20 protein-coding genes and 1 other RNA gene are annotated in these 18,515 nt (G+C 37.0%); 7 read left to right on the forward strand and 14 right to left on the reverse strand.

What is annotated here, in order from left to right:
- Positions 1 to 14: 14 nt before the first annotated feature.
- A complete protein-coding gene (locus AC07WY_RS14900) occupies positions 15 to 1,658 on the forward strand; it encodes a chemotaxis protein (RefSeq protein ID WP_494736616.1) in 1,644 nt (547 codons plus the stop codon).
- Positions 1,658 to 2,416 (forward strand): NAD(+) diphosphatase, encoded by a 759-nt coding sequence (gene nudC / locus AC07WY_RS14905; protein ID WP_434277902.1) that lies wholly within the window; start codon positions 1,658 to 1,660, stop codon positions 2,414 to 2,416. The genes AC07WY_RS14900 and nudC overlap by 1 nt, the downstream gene beginning before the upstream one ends.
- A gap of 42 nt (positions 2,417 to 2,458) precedes the next feature.
- On the opposite strand, the gene AC07WY_RS14910 is transcribed toward nudC, so the two are convergent.
- The 4 genes from AC07WY_RS14910 to AC07WY_RS14925 all read right to left on the reverse strand — a co-directional run bounded on the left by AC07WY_RS14910 (position 2,459) and on the right by AC07WY_RS14925 (position 5,538).
- Positions 2,459 to 3,361, reverse strand: a complete 903-nt coding sequence (locus AC07WY_RS14910) for an alpha/beta hydrolase (protein ID WP_034614258.1) — start codon at positions 3,359 to 3,361, stop codon at positions 2,459 to 2,461.
- A complete protein-coding gene (locus tag AC07WY_RS14915; RefSeq protein WP_004819975.1) occupies positions 3,345 to 4,052 on the reverse strand; it encodes a BON domain-containing protein in 708 nt (235 codons plus the stop codon). Before AC07WY_RS14915 ends, AC07WY_RS14910 begins: the two co-directional genes overlap by 17 nt.
- A gap of 105 nt (positions 4,053 to 4,157) precedes the next feature.
- A complete protein-coding gene (locus tag AC07WY_RS14920) occupies positions 4,158 to 4,574 on the reverse strand; it encodes a YraN family protein (protein ID WP_494736617.1) in 417 nt (138 codons plus the stop codon).
- A gap of 13 nt (positions 4,575 to 4,587) precedes the next feature.
- Positions 4,588 to 5,538: a penicillin-binding protein activator gene (locus AC07WY_RS14925; RefSeq protein WP_096733564.1), complete on the reverse strand. Its 951-nt coding sequence runs from the start codon at positions 5,536 to 5,538 to the stop codon at positions 4,588 to 4,590.
- A 10-nt stretch (positions 5,539 to 5,548) separates the two neighbouring features.
- On the opposite strand from AC07WY_RS14925, the gene rsmI reads away from it, so the two are divergent.
- Positions 5,549 to 6,394 (forward strand): 16S rRNA (cytidine(1402)-2'-O)-methyltransferase, encoded by an 846-nt coding sequence (gene rsmI / locus AC07WY_RS14930; protein WP_494736618.1) that lies wholly within the window; start codon positions 5,549 to 5,551, stop codon positions 6,392 to 6,394.
- Between the two features lie 374 nt (positions 6,395 to 6,768).
- On the opposite strand, the gene AC07WY_RS14935 is transcribed toward rsmI, so the two are convergent.
- The 6 genes from AC07WY_RS14935 to AC07WY_RS14960 all read right to left on the reverse strand — a co-directional run bounded on the left by AC07WY_RS14935 (position 6,769) and on the right by AC07WY_RS14960 (position 12,811).
- The gene (locus AC07WY_RS14935; RefSeq protein ID WP_004722066.1) at positions 6,769 to 7,020 is read right to left on the reverse strand and encodes a hypothetical protein; all 252 of its coding nucleotides are present in this window, start codon (positions 7,018 to 7,020) and stop codon (positions 6,769 to 6,771) included.
- 175 nt (positions 7,021 to 7,195) lie between these two features.
- Positions 7,196 to 8,434 carry an FAD-dependent monooxygenase gene (locus AC07WY_RS14940; RefSeq protein ID WP_494736619.1) on the reverse strand — a complete coding sequence of 413 codons (1,239 nt, stop codon included), beginning with the start codon at positions 8,432 to 8,434 and terminating at the stop codon, positions 7,196 to 7,198.
- A complete protein-coding gene (gene ubiH, locus AC07WY_RS14945) occupies positions 8,431 to 9,642 on the reverse strand; it encodes a 2-octaprenyl-6-methoxyphenyl hydroxylase (protein ID WP_034614245.1) in 1,212 nt (403 codons plus the stop codon). The genes AC07WY_RS14940 and ubiH overlap by 4 nt, the downstream gene beginning before the upstream one ends.
- Before the next feature lie 308 nt (positions 9,643 to 9,950).
- Complete coding sequence (locus AC07WY_RS14950; RefSeq protein ID WP_419334550.1) at positions 9,951 to 10,505, reverse strand: GNAT family N-acetyltransferase; 555 nt, start codon at positions 10,503 to 10,505, stop codon at positions 9,951 to 9,953.
- A 27-nt stretch (positions 10,506 to 10,532) separates the two neighbouring features.
- Positions 10,533 to 11,855, reverse strand: coding sequence for a Xaa-Pro aminopeptidase (pepP, locus tag AC07WY_RS14955; protein WP_262085447.1), 1,323 nt, complete (start codon positions 11,853 to 11,855; stop codon positions 10,533 to 10,535).
- A gap of 323 nt (positions 11,856 to 12,178) precedes the next feature.
- Complete coding sequence (locus tag AC07WY_RS14960; protein ID WP_004819950.1) at positions 12,179 to 12,811, reverse strand: UPF0149 family protein; 633 nt, start codon at positions 12,809 to 12,811, stop codon at positions 12,179 to 12,181.
- A gap of 64 nt (positions 12,812 to 12,875) precedes the next feature.
- On the opposite strand from AC07WY_RS14960, the gene AC07WY_RS14965 reads away from it, so the two are divergent.
- The 3 genes from AC07WY_RS14965 (at position 12,876) to ssrS (ending at position 13,996) form a co-directional block, all read left to right on the forward strand.
- Positions 12,876 to 13,427, forward strand: a complete 552-nt coding sequence (locus AC07WY_RS14965) for a hypothetical protein (RefSeq protein ID WP_004722081.1) — start codon at positions 12,876 to 12,878, stop codon at positions 13,425 to 13,427.
- Positions 13,428 to 13,429: 2 nt separating this feature from the next.
- Entirely contained in the window at positions 13,430 to 13,714 is a 285-nt protein-coding gene (locus AC07WY_RS14970; RefSeq protein ID WP_004819948.1) for a cell division protein ZapA, read from the forward strand.
- Positions 13,715 to 13,814: 100 nt separating this feature from the next.
- Positions 13,815 to 13,996: non-coding RNA, 6S RNA (gene ssrS, locus AC07WY_RS14975), on the forward strand.
- 128 nt (positions 13,997 to 14,124) lie between these two features.
- Here the strand turns inward: ssrS and AC07WY_RS14980 are convergent.
- The 4 genes from AC07WY_RS14980 to AC07WY_RS14995 all read right to left on the reverse strand — a co-directional run bounded on the left by AC07WY_RS14980 (position 14,125) and on the right by AC07WY_RS14995 (position 17,548).
- Positions 14,125 to 14,451, reverse strand: a complete 327-nt coding sequence (locus tag AC07WY_RS14980; RefSeq protein WP_494736620.1) for a hypothetical protein — start codon at positions 14,449 to 14,451, stop codon at positions 14,125 to 14,127.
- Between the two features lie 540 nt (positions 14,452 to 14,991).
- Entirely contained in the window at positions 14,992 to 15,456 is a 465-nt protein-coding gene (locus AC07WY_RS14985) for a hypothetical protein (protein ID WP_494736621.1), read from the reverse strand.
- Positions 15,457 to 15,685: 229 nt separating this feature from the next.
- On the reverse strand, positions 15,686 to 15,901 hold the full coding sequence (locus tag AC07WY_RS14990; RefSeq protein ID WP_419308907.1) for a hypothetical protein: 216 nt from the start codon (positions 15,899 to 15,901) through the stop codon (positions 15,686 to 15,688).
- A gap of 456 nt (positions 15,902 to 16,357) precedes the next feature.
- On the reverse strand, positions 16,358 to 17,548 hold the full coding sequence (locus tag AC07WY_RS14995) for an MFS transporter (RefSeq protein WP_494736622.1): 1,191 nt from the start codon (positions 17,546 to 17,548) through the stop codon (positions 16,358 to 16,360).
- A gap of 138 nt (positions 17,549 to 17,686) precedes the next feature.
- Here AC07WY_RS14995 and AC07WY_RS15000 point away from each other — a divergent pair, with 138 nt between their 5' ends.
- A complete protein-coding gene (locus AC07WY_RS15000) occupies positions 17,687 to 18,457 on the forward strand; it encodes an AraC family transcriptional regulator (RefSeq protein WP_494736631.1) in 771 nt (256 codons plus the stop codon).
- Positions 18,458 to 18,515: the final 58 nt, after the last annotated feature.

Below are 18,515 nucleotides of genomic sequence, written 5' to 3' on the forward strand. Positions count from 1 at the left end.
ATAGGTGCAGATCAATGTCTTACCAAACCTCTATACATTTTGATCCGACAGCATTACTTATTATTAAAAAAGAAGTCGATAATTCAATTTTACAGGTAGAATCTGCTGTCAGTAGTTTAGTTGAAGACCAAACTTTACCCTTCGGTATTGATGATGCTTTGCTTCAATTTGAACAATGTGTAAATGTGCTAATGCTGATTGATATGCCGCATGTTGCTAAAATTGCGCAACTCTCAGCAGCGGTGATGCGTAAAGTGATGCAAAACCCACATGAGATCAATACTCAAGAAGTTATCGCTTTGAGTGAAGGCACCACCATGCTCAAACGCTATATTGAGTTTATTTGCCTTCGTGAAGTCAGAGCGCCACAATTTTTGCACGACACCTTAAATCGCTTAGAACTTTCTTTAGGTCTAGAGCTGACACCAGAAGGTCAAGCAATTATTCCACTGCTTGACTGTGTTACACCGAATTTTAACTTGCCGCAATCACCTGAGTTAGAGCATTCAGTATATGTACATAAGCTGTATAAATTATGCTTACATAAACTCCTCAAACAACAAGAAACAGATTTAGATTTACAGGGCATCAAGCTGGTTGGGTCTTATTTGGCAAATGCAGCTAAAGGCCAAGCAAGTGAGCAATATTGGGCTTTGGTTTCAGTTGCTTTAAATCACATTGAAAACATCATTCTCAATGACACACGCCTCAGAACGCTAATCAGTATTGAAACCAATATGTCTTTATTCTTTAAAGATCTAAGCGGATTCAATCCATCTTTATTAGATACAGCCAATATCCTAAGTATTTGTATCAGCCAAGAAGATGAAATATCACAACACATCCGCGAACAAATCAATGTTGGCGAAGATATTCTGACTGACACTCAACTACAAATATTTAGTCGCCATTTATATGGCCCTGACTTTGAAACCATTCATAGTGTGAGCCAACTGATTACGGACGAAATGTCGCAAATCCGTAATGATATTGAGTTTAACTACAAAAATATGAGTGATGAAAAAACGCAAGAATTGAAAAGCAAACTGACCGATCTTGCACATGTATTTAAAGTCTTGAATCTTAATGAAGCCTATAGCGGACTGAAACAACAGGCTGACCTACTGTCTCAAGACAACATGCTCAAAGATGAAAATTATGCGCAACAATTGATGAACAGTATTTTATCAGCGATGAATTCGATTGGTATCTTAGAGCGTAATTACACATCGAGTCGTTTACAGTTAAAAGTGAATAACTTGCAGATTTCATTAGATCGTCTAGATGAAGCACATGCAGCATTATTGACTGAGACCAAAGCGCTGGTTGATTTAAGCTCACAAACATTGGTGCAATATTTACAAGATCCTCAAAGCACAAGTTTAGACCAACTTCCATCACAATTAAGTGAAATTGGTGGTGCGCTATTGTTCCTTGCAGCAAAAGATGGTCAAAAAGCATTGCTACTCTCTGCGGAGTTTATTCAAACGGGTCTTAACAAAGAACATGTGTTTAACCTTGCGCAAGTCAATAAGCTGCTGGATGTTTTAGCCAGTGCAGACATGATGATTGAAAATCTACAAAATAAACAACCTGTTTTACAAGCCATGTTTGATGTAGCATTAACAAGTAGTCAAAATTTAAAATCGGTAGCCTAATGTCAGAATTATCACTTGCATATATCTTTCACCATCAACAACTTTTAGTGGATGAAAATTTACAACTGCCTAAAGTTGAAAAGTTAGCAAGTGATATCAGCTTTAACTCGGGTGATCAGATTATTGCCCGAGATCTTTTTATCGAAGATCAAATTCCAGCGGGATATCAACTGATCCCGATTCGTCAATTGATTTCACAATGGACCAAATCTGAGTTTGAACAAGCCAGTCGTGCAGTACAGTTGCTAGAGTGGCGAAGAAACCATAAGTTTTGTAGCCACTGTGGTCACGAAACCGAGGTTCATCCCACTGAATATGCTATGGTCTGCCCTCGCTGTCGTTATCATCAATACCCACGTGTACAACCATGTATTATCACCGTGATTACTCGTGGCGATAACGAAATTCTATTGGCAAAAAATGCTAAGAATAAAAGCAAGATGTATGGTCTTATTGCGGGTTTTGTTGAGGTCGGTGAAACACTGGAAGAAGCGGTTAAAAGAGAAACGTTGGAAGAAGTTGGCCTACATGTCAAAAATGTCCAATATTTATCCAGCCAACCTTGGCCTTTTCCAAGTAATCTTATGCTGGCCTTTAAGGCTGAATATGAATCTGGTGAAATCGTTTTGCAAGAAGAAGAAATTAGCGAGGCTCAGTTCTTTAAGTTTGATCAGCTACCCGAAACGCCTTTTAGTGGCAGTATTGCCCATGCCATGATTGAACATGTAATTCACAATAGACCAATGCATAAAGACTGATCTTGATTGAGGCATGTTCAAATCAAAAATGCCTAGCGATTGCTAGGCATTTTTCATTGCTTCATTTAAAACCTTAATAATTTCAGGTCGGGTTTTATAGAATCGACTAAATAAACTTGAAACACTGCCCATAATTGAAATATGACCAGTTTTAGGAATCGTGTAAATTTCACAATGATTGCCTTGTTCAAGTAATTGCTGTTTAAAATCTAAAGAATTTTTAGCTTTAACGATTTGATCATTTTCAGCCAAGAACAAATAATGCTTTACCTCATTTTTTTCAACAAAATAATAAGGCATTACTTGTTGATAAGGGATACTTTGATCAAACGCATTCTCGGCTAAAGCATCGCCTTTATAATCGAAATGATAAGGTCCAGCGATTCCAATCAAAGCTTTAATATTTTGTTTGATGGCCAGTTGGTAGTGCTTAGGATGATAAAGCAAAGACGCAATATTAAATGCGCCTGCTGAATGCCCCATCAAGGCAATTTTATCCATTGAAATACCAAAACGTGCTTGTTGTTGCTCCAAATAATTCAATGCAACAGCAAGATCATCAATATAGCTTGGAAATTTATGTTCAGGTGCCAAATGATAGTTCAGCACTGCCACGTTATAGCCAAAACGGCTAAACGCCTCACCTACAAATTTATAAGCACTTTTATCCCCATGACTCCATGCCCCACCATGAACAAAAAGAATCAGCGCATTTTGTTGCTTTTTATTAGAAATATATAGATCTAAACGTTGTCTCGCCTTTAAGCCATAGGCAATATTATGCTGAATGGAATAGCCCTTTTTAGGGGTCAAGCCATTAATGGTAATACTGCCTAAATCGTATAAACGAAAATCTTGATAGTGCGATTTAAATTGAGATTTTAGGTGTTCAAACTGCTTTCCAAATCTAACTTTTAAAACTTTTAACCTATTGTTGAATAACATTATTGTTTGGCTCTGTAGCATTAGGATCAATCGCAACAGGTGTCTGTACATCAGGTTGTTGCTGTACATTATTTACCACAGGTGCTGTGAAAGATGAAGTTTGGACTGAATTATTCGCTTGTTCGATGTTATCAATCAAGGTCACAATTTTAGTCACATTTCCAACTTTTTGTAAAACATCATTTAAATCTGCAATTTCAGCATTGTTTAAACGACCTAAAACATACAACACGCCGTCTTCTGTATGAATCAAGACTTTATTGTCTGAAACCACAGGCGCTTTCATCACTAAACCACGAGTATTCACAGTGACTGATGCATCTTGCATGATGGTGCTATAACCGATTTGATTGCCTACAGTCAGGTAATTATGGACTGCTTTTACATCGCTCATTGCTCGTAGATTATCTTCTGCCAACTGTTTTAAATGTGCATCTGGCACTTGCCCTGTCAGTAACACATTGCTATGAAAACTATTAATATTGACACGAGATTGCTTAAATCGAGCATCCAACTTATACAAGTTGATTTTCGCAGTTCGCTCAATAGAAGAATCAATAAACACTTGTCCTAAAGATCGAACACCACTATCTGTTCCCACTGGTGAAGAACCAGTACCACCTGAGATAAAACTCGCGCAACCAGACAAACTTGCTACACACATCATGGTGATGACAATACGTTTTAACACTCAGCAAGACTCCTATTAATTTCAGCCTGCTAAACAACCCATTTAAACGTCGTTAACATGCTGGAAAATATATTTATTTTTGAAATAACCGTACATAAATTTCAGTCACAGATTAATCAAGTCTGCATCTAAAGTAAATGCATTTTCAATCCAAGATTGATCATAAGAGATTTTACTGAGGTCTTGCTGTACGTTTTTTGCAATTTTATGATGTAAATCAAAACCAATCACATCGAAACGGCAATAATATTGTTCATATTGTGGATGTTCTTGTAAAAACTTAAACGTCGTTTTAATCATTTTTTGTTGTTTTGATTGATTTACCGTTTCAAAAGCATGCCCCATCTGTGTCGGGGTTCTTGCTTTCACTTCAACAAAAATTAACTCTTGTTTAGACTGCGCAATAATATCTATTTCACCAAAGCGCGAGAAATAATTCAATTTTACGATCTCGTAGCCATGTTGAAGCAGTAATTTCACTGCTTCTTGCTCCGCCCATTGTCCTAAATTATTTTTTGCCATGAGAAACCTGTCATCACAAAGGCACTAAATTATTTTTTGAGCGTTCAAAACATTGCGGAATACGTTCAACACGATTGCCATCAATTTTAATTTTTCCAGTGCGCCCATTAAAGGTTAAGCTTTTTACATTCGGATCCAAAACAAATTGTTCAGCAATATGCCAAGCATCTCCACCAAAGGCATACAAACGCTGATACGGTAACGAGGTCGGTTTATCTTTATAAGCTTTGACCACATCATCCCATTCGGCGATGTATAAGGCTGGAACATCACAGAATTTCATCCCTTTAGGCAAGGCCTTTTTTTCATCAACAGCAATGGCTTGGGTATAAATTTTTTTCTTCTGTAATTTGGGAAAACTGGTCAACCATTGGTTTGAACCTAACAGTAAAATACCCTCTCGATCCGAAATCGACTTTGGCATATGCTCTACAGGATCAACTTCACCCATATAATTGGCAAATAATGCATTTAAAAAGTTAATAGATTCTGCTTCTGTGCCTTTTTCACGCACCACATAGAGTTTGCTGACTTTATCATGCTGGATATAATCAAGCAGTGCCAAAGCATCGTCATTTTTAGAAAGACTATATTGCCAAACACTTTTATAGCTTGGATAAACTTCATTAAGTGCCAATACAGGTACTTTAGGCTTTAAATTAATTAAAGCCTCAACATCAGGCCGAGCCAAAGGCCCAATAATCATTTTAGTCTTTTTATTGACGTGCTGTTTTAACAGCGCTTTGATGGTCTTTTGATCTGAATCGACAAATTTTAAGGGTATTTCATTCTTTGAGGCCTGCGCGGCACTTAATATTCCTTGTTTAATACTCAAACCCGCTCGCGACATAGGGCCTGTTTCAGGTAATATAACCAGAATTTCTGCGTGAACTTGGATTGTAAATCCAACCATTCCCAACACAACCACTCTTTTAATACTGTTCAACACTAACTTATTCTTCATGGAGACCTTTATGAGTGCTCAATTATTCGTCGTAGCGACCCCAATTGGGCACTTAGATGATATGACTTTTCGTTCTATTGAAGTTTTAAAGTCTGTTTCTGTTATTGCGGCAGAAGATACACGTCAATCTGCTCAATTATTAAAGCACTATAATATCTCAACTCCGCTCACAGCGTGTCATGATCACAATGAAAGTAACAAAATTGATATACTTATTGAAAAATTAAAAACTGGTCAGAATATTGCACTGGTCAGTGATGCTGGTACACCATTGATTAGTGACCCGGGTTTTAAATTGGTCCGTGCTGCTCAGGAGAATGGTATTCGCGTCATTCCAGTGCCAGGTGCATGTGCTGCTATTGCTGCGCTAAGTGCGGTGGGTCTACCCAGTGATCGTTTTAGCTTTGAAGGCTTTTTATCGTCAAAACAATCGCAACGATTGATTCAATTAGAAAAATTAAAACATGAATCACAAACCATGATTATCTATGAAGCGCCTCATCGTATTTTAGATAGTGTCAAAGATATGGCTGATGTTTTTGGCGCAGATCGCCCTGTTGGTTTTGCACGTGAAATTACCAAAACATTTGAAACGATTAAAAAAATGACTTTGAGCGAGTTGGTGACATTTATTGAAAATGATCGCAATCAGCAAAAAGGTGAAATTGTTTTAGTTATTGGTGGTGCACCAGATGCCAAAGATCAAGATGTTGAACAAGAGAAATTAGATCAACTTTTAAATCGCTTATTACAAGATTTATCGGTCAAAGCGGCATCACAACTTGCTGCGGATCTAACTGGCATCAAAAAGAAAATCGCCTATCAACGTGCTTTAGAACTGACTAATCAACAATAATTTTATTTCTTGAGTTGAGAAATGCTTATAAACGCATTTCTCAATCTGCTTTTCTACAAGTGACTGATTGTTCTGGTCGCTTTTTAACTACCTTAATCTTTTAAAACACATTAAATTTTAACCATACACTGATCAATCTGACACGTATAAAAGCTGACATAGAAAAACAAATAATCAAAAGTACAACATTCCTAATAATTTAATCAGTCATACACTTAAAGCAATCAGCAAGGATCCATAAAAATAAAATAGTTCATTAAAAGTTCAAGTAAAAAGTCATAAACACTAAAACTTTTTAAGATTGAGATTTAAACATCTAAAAATAGACAGCATTCCAACCAAATTTAAAAAAGCACCTTTCGGTGCTTTTAAAATCAATCTTTAGCAGATTCATCTGGAGGAACTTCGGTAATTCTCCCACCACGCGCTAAAAATGCAGCGACTTCATCTTCCAACGCTTCACGCTGTCTTTTTTTCGCTGTCACAGTGAGTGTTTCAGCTTCAGCTAAATCTGTATCTGAAACTGTCGAATCACTTGCCGCAGCACCTTTTTCAGCCGCTTTAGCTTCATCATCGTCTACTGCATGATCTTCTGAATTATCATCATAATCATTTGTATCTGTCATCTTTAACTCCCCATCAATGACGTCAATGTACCATCCGAAAAATGGTGATGTTTTACAGAGAAATGTATCAAGCTCTTCGCCATTCGACTAGTCTCTAGATACACAAAATCGTGTTTTTTTTCATCAAATTCGTAATGTTGTTTAAATGATTGGTTAAAAAATATCAGAAATCCAATTAAATGGCATATTGCGTGCTTTTTAAAGTTGCCAAACCATTGGCTTGTGCCATAAATTGATCTTTTAAAAATGGCATATTTTCAACTTGTTTTAAGCCAAAGTTACGCGCCCAAACCAATGGAAATATTTCCGCAGTTTCTAAAAAACCAATCATCGACATACTATGCATCATGGCATCATTTTGCCCTTTGCGTTGGTGTTCGTAACGCTTTAAGGTTTGTTCATGTGCCCATACACCACGCTGTTTATCTTTAAGTAAGACATCACACAGAATAGCAGCATCTAAACACCCGATATTTACGCCTTGCCCAGCTAAAGGATGAATTACATGCGCTGCATCGCCAATCAAGGCTAGCCCATCTTTTACATAACGTTGTGCTGCACGTGCCTTAAGTGGAAATTGAGCCCGCGGTGTCGCTTCAATGATCTTGCCCAACATATGATGACTTTCACGTGTCAGTAATTCACAAAAATCAGCATCATCTAAGCGCGCATATTCTTCTGCATAATCATCAGGTAAGGTCCAAACGATTGAAATCCAGTGTTCAGCTTGCTCAGGCTTTAAACTCGCCATCGGTAAAAAAGCCAATGGACCAGTCGGATGAAAAATCTGACGAGCCACATATTGGTGCGGTTGTGTGGTACGAATCGCACAGGTCAAACCTGCCTGTTGATAGTCTAAAACATCAAGATCGATAAATGCTTGATCACGAACAAATGAGTTTGCACCATCTGCACCAATCACTAACTTGGTCTTTAGCTCAGCCCCATCTGCAAGTTTAATGATCCAACAACCTACACCATGTTCTACTCGCACAACTTTAACTTGAGTACGATAATCTTGCAGTTGCTCCAACATTTCCTGTTGGATGGCAAGGTTTAATAAACTTGGTTCAACCATTGAACCTAAGCTTTGCTCAGCTGTGGGAAAGTTTTCTGAGGCTTGCCCAAAGTTAATTTCACCATAGCCATTTTTATTCCAGACTTGCATGCCTGTATAAGGCATTTGGCGAGCGATTTTTTCCCACACATTCACCGTTTTTAACAAGTGAATCGTGGCTTGGCTCAGCGCTAAAACCCGCGGATTAGCAACAGCTAAAGTCTTTTCTGCATCTAAAATAGGGGCTGCATCTAAAACAGTGGCTTGTACACCACCTTTTGCTAAAAGTAATGCGGTTAAGCCACCCACCAAACCACCACCCACAATCACCACATCTAACATATCTTGCTGTGTCATGCTTTTAATCCCATCGCATAATTGGCAACCAAAGGCTTAATCCCCGGAATCACATCAAAAGCCACCAAGCCAGTATTACGCAATAATTTTAAAACTGGATTTTGATTACTAAATCCACGTACTACAGAATCACAGAATTTAATCACACGTTGCTGATCAGTTAAGCGAGATTGTTCATAGGCCTTTAACATCTCAGGTTGTCCAATATCATCAGATTGCGCAATTTGGGTTGTGATATAACGCATCAGCACATCTGCATCACGCATACACAAGTTAAAACCTTGTCCAGCGACAGGATGAATCGTATGTGCAGCATTACCCATCAAAATTACCCGACCCACCGCTTGTTTTTCAGCAAGCACTTGTGCCAATGGGAAGCTAAAACGTTTACCTGTTTTTTGGAATTTACCTGCACGATCACCATAAGTTTGCTGTAAAGCATCGAGGAAATGTTGGTCATTTTCATCACCTAACCATTCATCTTCTGTGCCTTTTTTCACTGGCCAAACCACTGAACGGCGACATTCCCCCGGCAATGGAAGCAATGCCAATGGACCTAAATGGCTAAAACGTTCAAAGCCCACTTGATGATGTGGTTTAGAGGTTTGTACTGTTGTGACAATTGCCACCTGATCATAATCATGTACATCCACACCAACACCTAAAGCTTGGCGGCAGAAAGAATCACGACCGTCTGCAGCAATCAACAGTTTGGCTTTAAGTGAATGGGTATATTCTTCACCACGATTGGCTTCAACATATACATAGTCACCCTCTTGTTTTAGTGAGGTGACTTGTACACCGTCAATCAATTCAATTAAAGCTTGCTGGCGAACTTGAGTCAGTAGTACACGGCCTAGCCATGCATTTTCAATCACTTGCCCAAAACTTTCGACTTTTTCTTGATCTGCAACTAAACGTGCTTTACCAAAACTGCCTTGTTCAGTGATATGTACTTCTAAAATAGGAGTCGCATGTTCTTGCAAAGCATCCCAAAGACCGAGTTTTTGATAAATTTGCACGGTACGACGTGATAGCGCGGTATTTCGTGCATCAAAACTGGAATGATAGGGTGCAAGATTGGCATCATCATAATTTGGATATTTCACAGCCTCTAAAAGCTTTACCGCAATATTGGCTTTTGCCAACATCAGAGCCAAGCTCAACCCAACCATTCCACCGCCGACGATGATGACTTCTTGTTGCATGCTTTTATCCTTTCTATATGTGATTCAGCGTACTGAATACTTATAATCTTGATTGATTTCATATTACATCAAGCAAAGTTATTTTTATATTGAAATAGGAAATTGTTGGCTGTATTTGTACTGAATCAATACGCTATTTTTAACATAAGTATGAAAATTAAAAATTCTAGCCAAGAATTAAGCATGTTATTTAGCTCGACCGATATGGCACCTTAAAGGTATTGTTTAAATATGCAGCATCAATAAAAGTACTGACTCATTACTAGAGTATTGTTATTTGTGAACTTACTTGACTAACATCTATTTTTTTAATTTATTTCAATCATAAAACCCACACAATCTCTCTTATTATCTCCCAAAGCTGGAAATATAGCCCAATGCTTTAATAAGGTTGTTTCAGTAAATCCTGTTTCAATCAGAACGTTTCGTGATTTCACATTTTCTGCATCACAAAAAGTCTCAATTCGTTTAAGCCTACTGTTATTTTTTAAATAAGCAATGACAGCAGTGATTGCCTCTCTCATAAAGCCCTGCCCTTGAAATTTACCTCCAAGCCCAAAATGAATTTCGCCATGATCTCCTTTATGAATAAACATCACAAGCCCCATGGCTAAATTGGTTTTGCGCTCACCAATAATCCAAGCAAAATCTTTATCATTATTTTCCCATTTTGTACCACTCCAATTTTCAAACATACACTTGGTTTGCTCAATATTGACATGTGGTCGCCTTTGTAAGTATTTCGAAGACTCCCTGTCTCCGCAATACTCATGAAAAAGTGGAATTTCATCACCTTCAACAAACTTGCGTAGAATCAAACGACTTGTTTCTACTGGCTTAGCTAAAACGGTGTAAGTATCCATACATACTCACCTTTTCAAATTAAAAACTTATACTGACTTTGCCATCAATGCTTCAATATCTTCAATCGACTTCACCACATTTTTGGTCAAGACCAATGGCCCCTGTTCAGTTGCAACCACATCATCTTCAATCCGGATACCAATACCACGCCATTTTGCATCCACTGTTTCATCATCAGGTGCGATATATAAACCTGGTTCTACAGTAACAACCATACCCTGCTCATAGCTACGCCATTGACCATTTTCATCTTTATATGCGCCAACATCATGCACATCCATACCAAGCCAATGCCCTGTACCATGCATATAAAACTGACGATAGCGTTCAGATTCAATAATTTGATCAACATCACCTTGCATAATACCAAGATTGACCAAACCTTCCACCATGATCCGTACTGCAACATTATGCGGTTCTTTATAAGAATGACCGATTTGAATTGCATCTATCGCAGCAATTTGTGCATCTAAAATAATTTGATATAGCGCTTTTTGTTCAGGGCTAAACTTACCATTTACAGGAAAAGTACGGGTGATGTCTGAGGCATAGCATTCATACTCAGCAGCCGCATCAATCAACACCAAATCACCATCTTTTAACGGTTGGTTGTTCTCAACATAATGTAAAATACAGCCATTTTTCCCACCACCCACAATGCTGTTATAGGCAGGAACACAACCACTCTGACCAAAGATATAATTCAACTCAGCTTCTAAAGCATACTCCATCATGTCAGGATGAACTTTTTGCATGGCACGCGTATGCGCATCTGCACTGATATTTGAGGCGATTTGCATCAATTCAATTTCTTGATCGGACTTATGCAAACGCATTTCATCTAAAATTTGATCAAGTTGAATCAACTGCGCTGGAACGCCAAAACCACGTCCAGATTCATTGGCTTTGGTGATCCAAGTACTGACCTTGGCATCAAAATCTGCACGTTGACCAATACGATAGAATAATTTTTCTTTATTTAAAATTTTAGCAATAATTTCTTCGTCAAGCAGATCAATCGCATAAGCTTCATCTGCTTCATAATCATCAACCGCACCATCAATTCCAGCGCGGTAACCATTCCAGATTTCCATTTCACGATTACGTTCACGACAGAACAAGCTATAGATATATTCCTCACCAGTTTCATCTGTCTCTATGACTGCAATTGCTTGTGGCTCTGCGAAACCGGTTAAATAGAAAAAGCTACTATCTGCACGAAACTTATAATCAGCATCTCGGTTACGCATGACTTCTGGACTGGTTGAGATAATTGCAATGCTATTGGGACCCATTTGTTCAGCGAGGCGGTCACGACGTTCCTGAAAATCTGCTTGAGTTAATTTCATTCTCTATTCAGCTTGTATTTCAGATGATTAATTTGGAAGAAGCTTTAACTTACAATTACGCTTAGATGAATGCAAATACTGATGACTCAATATTTGCATATTTTAAAATAATTTTATTATTTCTCTCGTTCTGCGCTCAGTTGCGACAACAGAACAAGCAAATTACTCCAAATTAAAAAAATTTAACCCTTTACATCACGACTTTATTCAACTTCGATGTTTTTAAAGTGAATAAAAAGCACGGTAAAGGGCGCTGTAAAACTGGCTGCTCATCAAACATAGATGTTCTTAAAGTTTAAGTTTCTTAGCTTTTTTTCTTAGTTTTAGCTTGGGCGATGTGGAGTAAACATCTCTACAACATTGTTACTTTCAGAAGCATCAATTGCTTGTTTCATTTTGCTATGAAAATTTTGCAATAAAGGGCTTTCAGATACTGGAACTTTTTTCCGTCCCATTGATAATGACACAGGGATCAAGCGTACAAATTCATACAACTCAAGATAGCTTGCTTCACCCTCATCATCGTCATCTGATTCATCAAACTCAACAGACGCGACATCTTGTAAACTTTCAATGAGTTCTTGCTCATCTGCGCGAATATGCCCAGAAGCCAAACCAAAGCCAAGCACAACCCCTGCACACCAATCTGCCAGTGATTGCACACGCTCAGCCAATGTATGCTCATCATCTGGAAGCATTGGAAGATAGTCTAAATCATCGTCTGAAAGTGCATGTGATACGTCCTCGGCTTCATCAGACAATAGTGCAAGCGCTTCATCGTCTAATTTTGGCACATCAAGTGTAGATAAAATTTGTAACCATTCGTCTCGAGTTGGAACTTCAGTAACACAAACTATACCTGTCAGTAAGCCATGTAACTCACTCGGGCTTGAAATTTCCTCAATCCCCTCAAAATTTTGATTCCAATCTGACCAACCTGAAATATCGTCTTGCATTCGTTTATCCAATCTCTATACTTCTGTATATATTACCTTTGATTGCAAATCTGTGCGACCCGTTATGTTAGAACAATTACAGCGTCTACAGACGCATATTGGTGTTTTAAAAACACGAATTGAAACTGTTGAGAAAGAAAATGCATCGCTGTTAAAAGAAAAGGATAACAGCGAAGAGCAATCTCATGCTCAAATTAGCCATAAAAATAGCATTATCACCCAAAAACAAGATGAAATTGATACGCTCACTGAGCAACTCTCTCAGTTACAAAATCAGTTTCAACAGCTCAATACAGATGCCACATCTTTAGCAGAGCGTTATGGGCGTTTGGAAAAAAGCTGTACCGATTTAAAAAATCGTTTTCAGGAAATTTTGGCTGAACGTAATGAATTGCGTGTGGTTAAAGAAAAAATGGCAAATGAACAGCGCCATCACTTACAAGACATCAAAGGTCTTCAAGATGAGCGTGAACGTTTAATTCAAAAAAATGAACATGCCAAAACAAAAGTGGAAGCCATTATTCAACGCCTTTCGATTTTAGGGACTGAACAAGATCATCATGCGCAAGAAATCCAACAGCTTGCTCATCCATCAGAGTCGAATGAGGAAGTATGAGTATGACTGAACATGTGACTGTAGAATTACGCTTAATCGAGCAAAGTTTTCGTTTAGGCACCACAACAGATAAGCAACCAGAACTCGAACGTGCTGGTCGACTCTTAAATGAAAAGTTTCAAGAATTCCGCCGTAAAGCCCCCAATGTTGAACACAATAAATTGGTGATCATGGTGGCTTTAGAACTGATGCAAGAAGTTTTAGGCATGAATAAATCGTTACAAGAATATGCACAATGCGAACGTTTATTAGCGACCATGTTAGAAGATGTTGAAAAAGCGGGATAAACCGCTTTTTTTTCGTGCAATTGATTGGTTTTTTTATGCTGTATTTATAAATTATGAGCGTTGGTGATTTGCCACAATCTCCAAATTATGTATACTTAATACAACTCTAGGGTGTTCGCCAGTACGTCTATTCCCCTGCCGATACTTAAACTTATGGATGTGTTCTGTATATTTTGAGTGTATGCCCACCTTGAGTGGGAAACCCATTAAGTGTACGTCGCGTCCACCTTGAACTCATCGGGTTCAGGGTAACGACCATGCAGCGGCATCTCTGGAGTGTTTTATTTTCAAATTCTTATAAAATTATAAATATATGTTGAATATACCTTTAATTCCATTTTCAAAAATATAGCCCTATAGGTTATAGCGAAACAACAATATTATTCTCTTTGATCCACGCGATAAACTGATTAAGTCGGACCTGCACCATCATTCAAAAACTGAACTGATTCCAAACACAATTTTTTCCATTCAGCTGCAAATTCTTGTTCCGCTTTTTGTTTACCTAAATTTGTGTCGTACACGGGTTTTGATTCTGCATCAGCAATGATGACTTCTAAATTTTTTGCATTATTACTTAGTTCGCCTTTTAAATTAAATGCTGTATTTAAATCAACACCAAACTGTCTTAACTGCATGATCATTCCAGCATTTTCTGCAATAATTTTGCAGTGATCTATTTGATTTGCATAAATTTTCGGGCTAAATGATAAAAGCAATAAAATTCTCAATTTCATTTTTATAGTCCTTAGAATTTTTCTAATTACATTGATTATATGCATAGAGATCATCTAGTGCCATGCTTCCAAACGATCTACTAAAATCACAAACATCATCGTTTATGCACGATATGAATTAGATATTTATTTTTATTGAAGAGCATAATTTCTTTTCATTATTCTATTAAACCCCATAAATCTGCATCATCCAATTTCCCGTCCACTAGAGCTAAAATATCGCTATGCCCTATACAAGCTCGATACTTCAAACTTATGTTACTACCTCTGAATTGCTATAAATCATCTAAGCCTAAGAAAAATATAGAAACAATACCAATCCAAGCGTAATCAAAGATATGATTAGCCATACATTTATACAATTAAAGCTTTTGATGAAATTCCACATTTTGCTATCCCTTAGAAATGGCTAAGGAATTCTACTTTTTTGAGTTTAATTTAAAAATTATAAATTAGTCTGAGCTACAAAAAATTTGACTGTACAACAAGTATTTAAATATATAGTAATTATCCCAAGATATTCATTTAAACACCTAATATCTATAGACATTCTTTATAGTTCATTGTAAAGCTTTTCAAAAACTCACCTTTAGCGTTATTTAATTGATAAACAATATTGCCTCGTGTTGTTTTTTTAAATACTTCAGACTCAAACAAATCACTTTTACTACAGATGTTGTTTTTGGTCAGATTTTTATATTTGTTTTCATCAAATCTTTCTCTTAGATCTTCTGCAGACTCAATCCCCTTTAAATCAGATACAAGCAACAATCCATTGCTGGTCAATCTAATTCTAGAAATGTTTGTTAAGTCATCTGATTGATTCGGCTTAATGTTCGAAAAGTTGTGATTAATCACTTTAACTAAGCCATTGTACAATTCGAGATTAATGATATTGAATTGATCATCAACCGCACCAACTTGCAAAAAAGGTTCGTCTAATGGGCTTTGCGCTTTCAATTCAGCACATAGTAAAAAACTGAGTATAAAAAATAAATATCGCAACTTGGTTCTCCTCATCAACGATCCAGCTGTTGAAACAAAACACTGCAAATACAAGTTTAAGCGAGGCATAACGATAACTAGACTCGCTATATAACCACAAATTTGTCGGTACTTACTGCCTATATCTCTCCTTTATCCATTAAAAGAAAAAGTGAGATAATGACATAGGTTCAAAATTAATTCTTTCATATACTAAAAAGCCCATCTTTCGATGAGCTTAGATTTAAAGTTATGAGTTGTTCCACTCACCAGATTGAACACCTAACTCATCATCACCAGTGATCAAAACTGCTGTTAAAATTGGAACCGCTAAAATCACTGGGAAAAACACAATCCATAGATCAATGGATAGCTTATTGGAAAAAACAAAATGAATCACGATCGCGATTAAAGCCAATATTCCAAACAAAATACTTGCGAATCGAGTGGCAAATTTTAAAAGCATTTTTTATTCCCCTTGTAATTAAAAATTTTTACTGTATTTACTCTCATAGTTATGTCCTATTTTTAGAAATTAAGCAAAGCACTTTGAGGTAAAACAGCCTCTATTTTGAGGTATATTTACAAAAACCTTAAAAAATATATGGATTTCTATAAAAGCTGACATTTTTATTTAATTTTTTAACTTTATTCTTATGCCTAAAACCCAATAAAGCCATATCTAAAATGTGAGACAGATCAAACATATTTCACATTTGCTCATCTCCGCGCTTTATCCATCATTTAAAACCAAAGTCGGTGAGATTTACGCAATCCACAGATTCACCAACTTCATCCACCGTCACTTTGGTTTAAAAATTTAGACAACACACTCAGTTCACTAAAATCAGTTGTGAGCATGAAATTTAATATCGAACGTATGCTTTAAACATTTGATATTCTTAAAAAACATAATTACTTTTTAGCTTGATTGATGTTTAACTTGAGTATTTGGTAGGAACAAGGTCACAAAACCTAAAAGTGGTAAAAATGAACATAATTGAAATACCCAATCTATGCTATTTTTATCTGCGAGATAGCCTAACCCCGCTGCTGCTATACCACTTACTCCAAACATGAGACCAAACATCAGTCCCGCAATCATTCCTACACGACCAGGCACAGCTTCTTGTGCATAAACAACCATCGCAGAAAATGCTGACGACATAATTAATCCAGCTATCATTGCGAAAGTACAAGTCCAGAATAAATTTACATAAGGTAAAGCCAGTGCAAACGGTATCATTCCCAAGAAAGATATCCAAATCACTGCTCTACGCCCAATTCGATCGCCAATAGGCCCACCAAAATAAGTTCCTATTGCAACAGTAGCTAAAAAAGCAAAGAGATATAACTGAGCACTTTGAATGGAAAGATGGAACTTTTCAATTAAGTAAAAAGTATAATAATTACTTATGCTTGCAATATAAGTAAACTTAGCAAACATCAATATAGCAATAATACTAAGTGCGCGAAATAAAGTACGCCCATGTAATTTAAAACTTGGTAAAGCTATACTTTTGCTGAGTTGTTTTTGTGCATTATTTATTGTCCATTTACTTACTTTAAATAAAATCCAAATTGCGATTAAGGCAAATAACATCAGCCATGCTGTTGAAGCCTGACCATTTGGAACAATAATGATTGCAGCAAGTAAAGGACCTATCGCTGATCCTGTATTTCCACCCACTTGAAAAGTTGACTGAGCTGTACCAAACTTTCCTCCAGAGGCCATTCTCGCAACACGTGAGGCTTCAGGATGAAATGTTGAAGATCCAACTCCAATTAAAGATGCTGATAACAGCAACATATAGAAACTATTAGAAAAAGCCAGCATGAATATGCCAATCAGTGTAATTACCATCCCCAATGGCAAAAGATAAGGTTTAGGATATTTATCGGTATGCAATCCAATCCATGGTTGTAATAATGAAGCGGTAACTTGATAAACAAGTGAAATTATTCCGATTTGAGTGAAATTTAATGAAAAACTATCTTTAAGTAATGGGTAAATTGCGGGAAGTGACGCTTGAATTAAATCATTTAATAAGTGAGCGAAAGCAACTGCGAAAATAATGTGATGTACCATCTTAGGAACGTTTGGAGCATCCATCCGATGATCTAGATGTGTTGGTGAAGTAGATTGCATAAACAAACCTTTATTACATGAAACTTTATAGTTTAGTATAAATTGTCATATTGACTTGTATATTCCAAAAATTATCGCCTAAGTGACAAGTTTTAAGAGTGTATATCGATGCCAGTAAACTCAGACTCGGTAACCACATTGGTTATTTCTAAAGGCTCCAAGCATAAATATGGAAGTGTTATCGCACCACATATGCATAGCCGTGCGCAGTTGCTCTATGCGTCTCAAGGTGCAATACGTGTTCAAACGGCTGATCATATCTGGCTTATCCCTCCGCAATGTGCGCTGTGGATCCCTGCATTTGTTGAACACAGTGTGATTTCATTAAGCGAGGTCAGATTAAGTACGGCTTTAGTTGAAAAAAATGCTGCAGATATTTTAGGAGAAAAATGTTTTTTAGTGAGAATGAGCAGCCTTTTACGTGAATTAGTTCTTAGGCTTAATCAACTAGATACAATGAAAGATCACGAAACGCCATACAGCGAAGATTTAGAGAGATCCTTACAACTGCTAATTTTTGATGAAATAAAAAAGGCACCTACATGTCCAATAGAAATTCCCAAACCTAAAGATAAACGTCTTATCTTAATTTGTGACTATTTAATTAATAATCCGAACAACGCTAAGGAATTAAATATCTGGGCTGATGAAATTGGTACAAGCCCAAGAACCTTAATTCGATTATTTAAAAAAGAAACAGGTTTGTCCTATCGTGGGTGGATTCAACAAATGCACATTGTCTTGGCCTTAAGCCAACTGGCTCAAGGCAAAAGTATATCTCATATATCTGCTTCATTAGGTTATACCAGCCAGAGTGCATTTAGTGCGATGTTTAAACGGCACTTAGGGCATTCACCTCAAAGTTTTAAATAATTTTTTTATTGTTCTATTCATATTAAAAAACCACCGAATCGGTGGTTTTTCATTAAAA

It is taken from the genome of Acinetobacter sp. GW821-FHT01C12 (assembly GCF_059422625.1).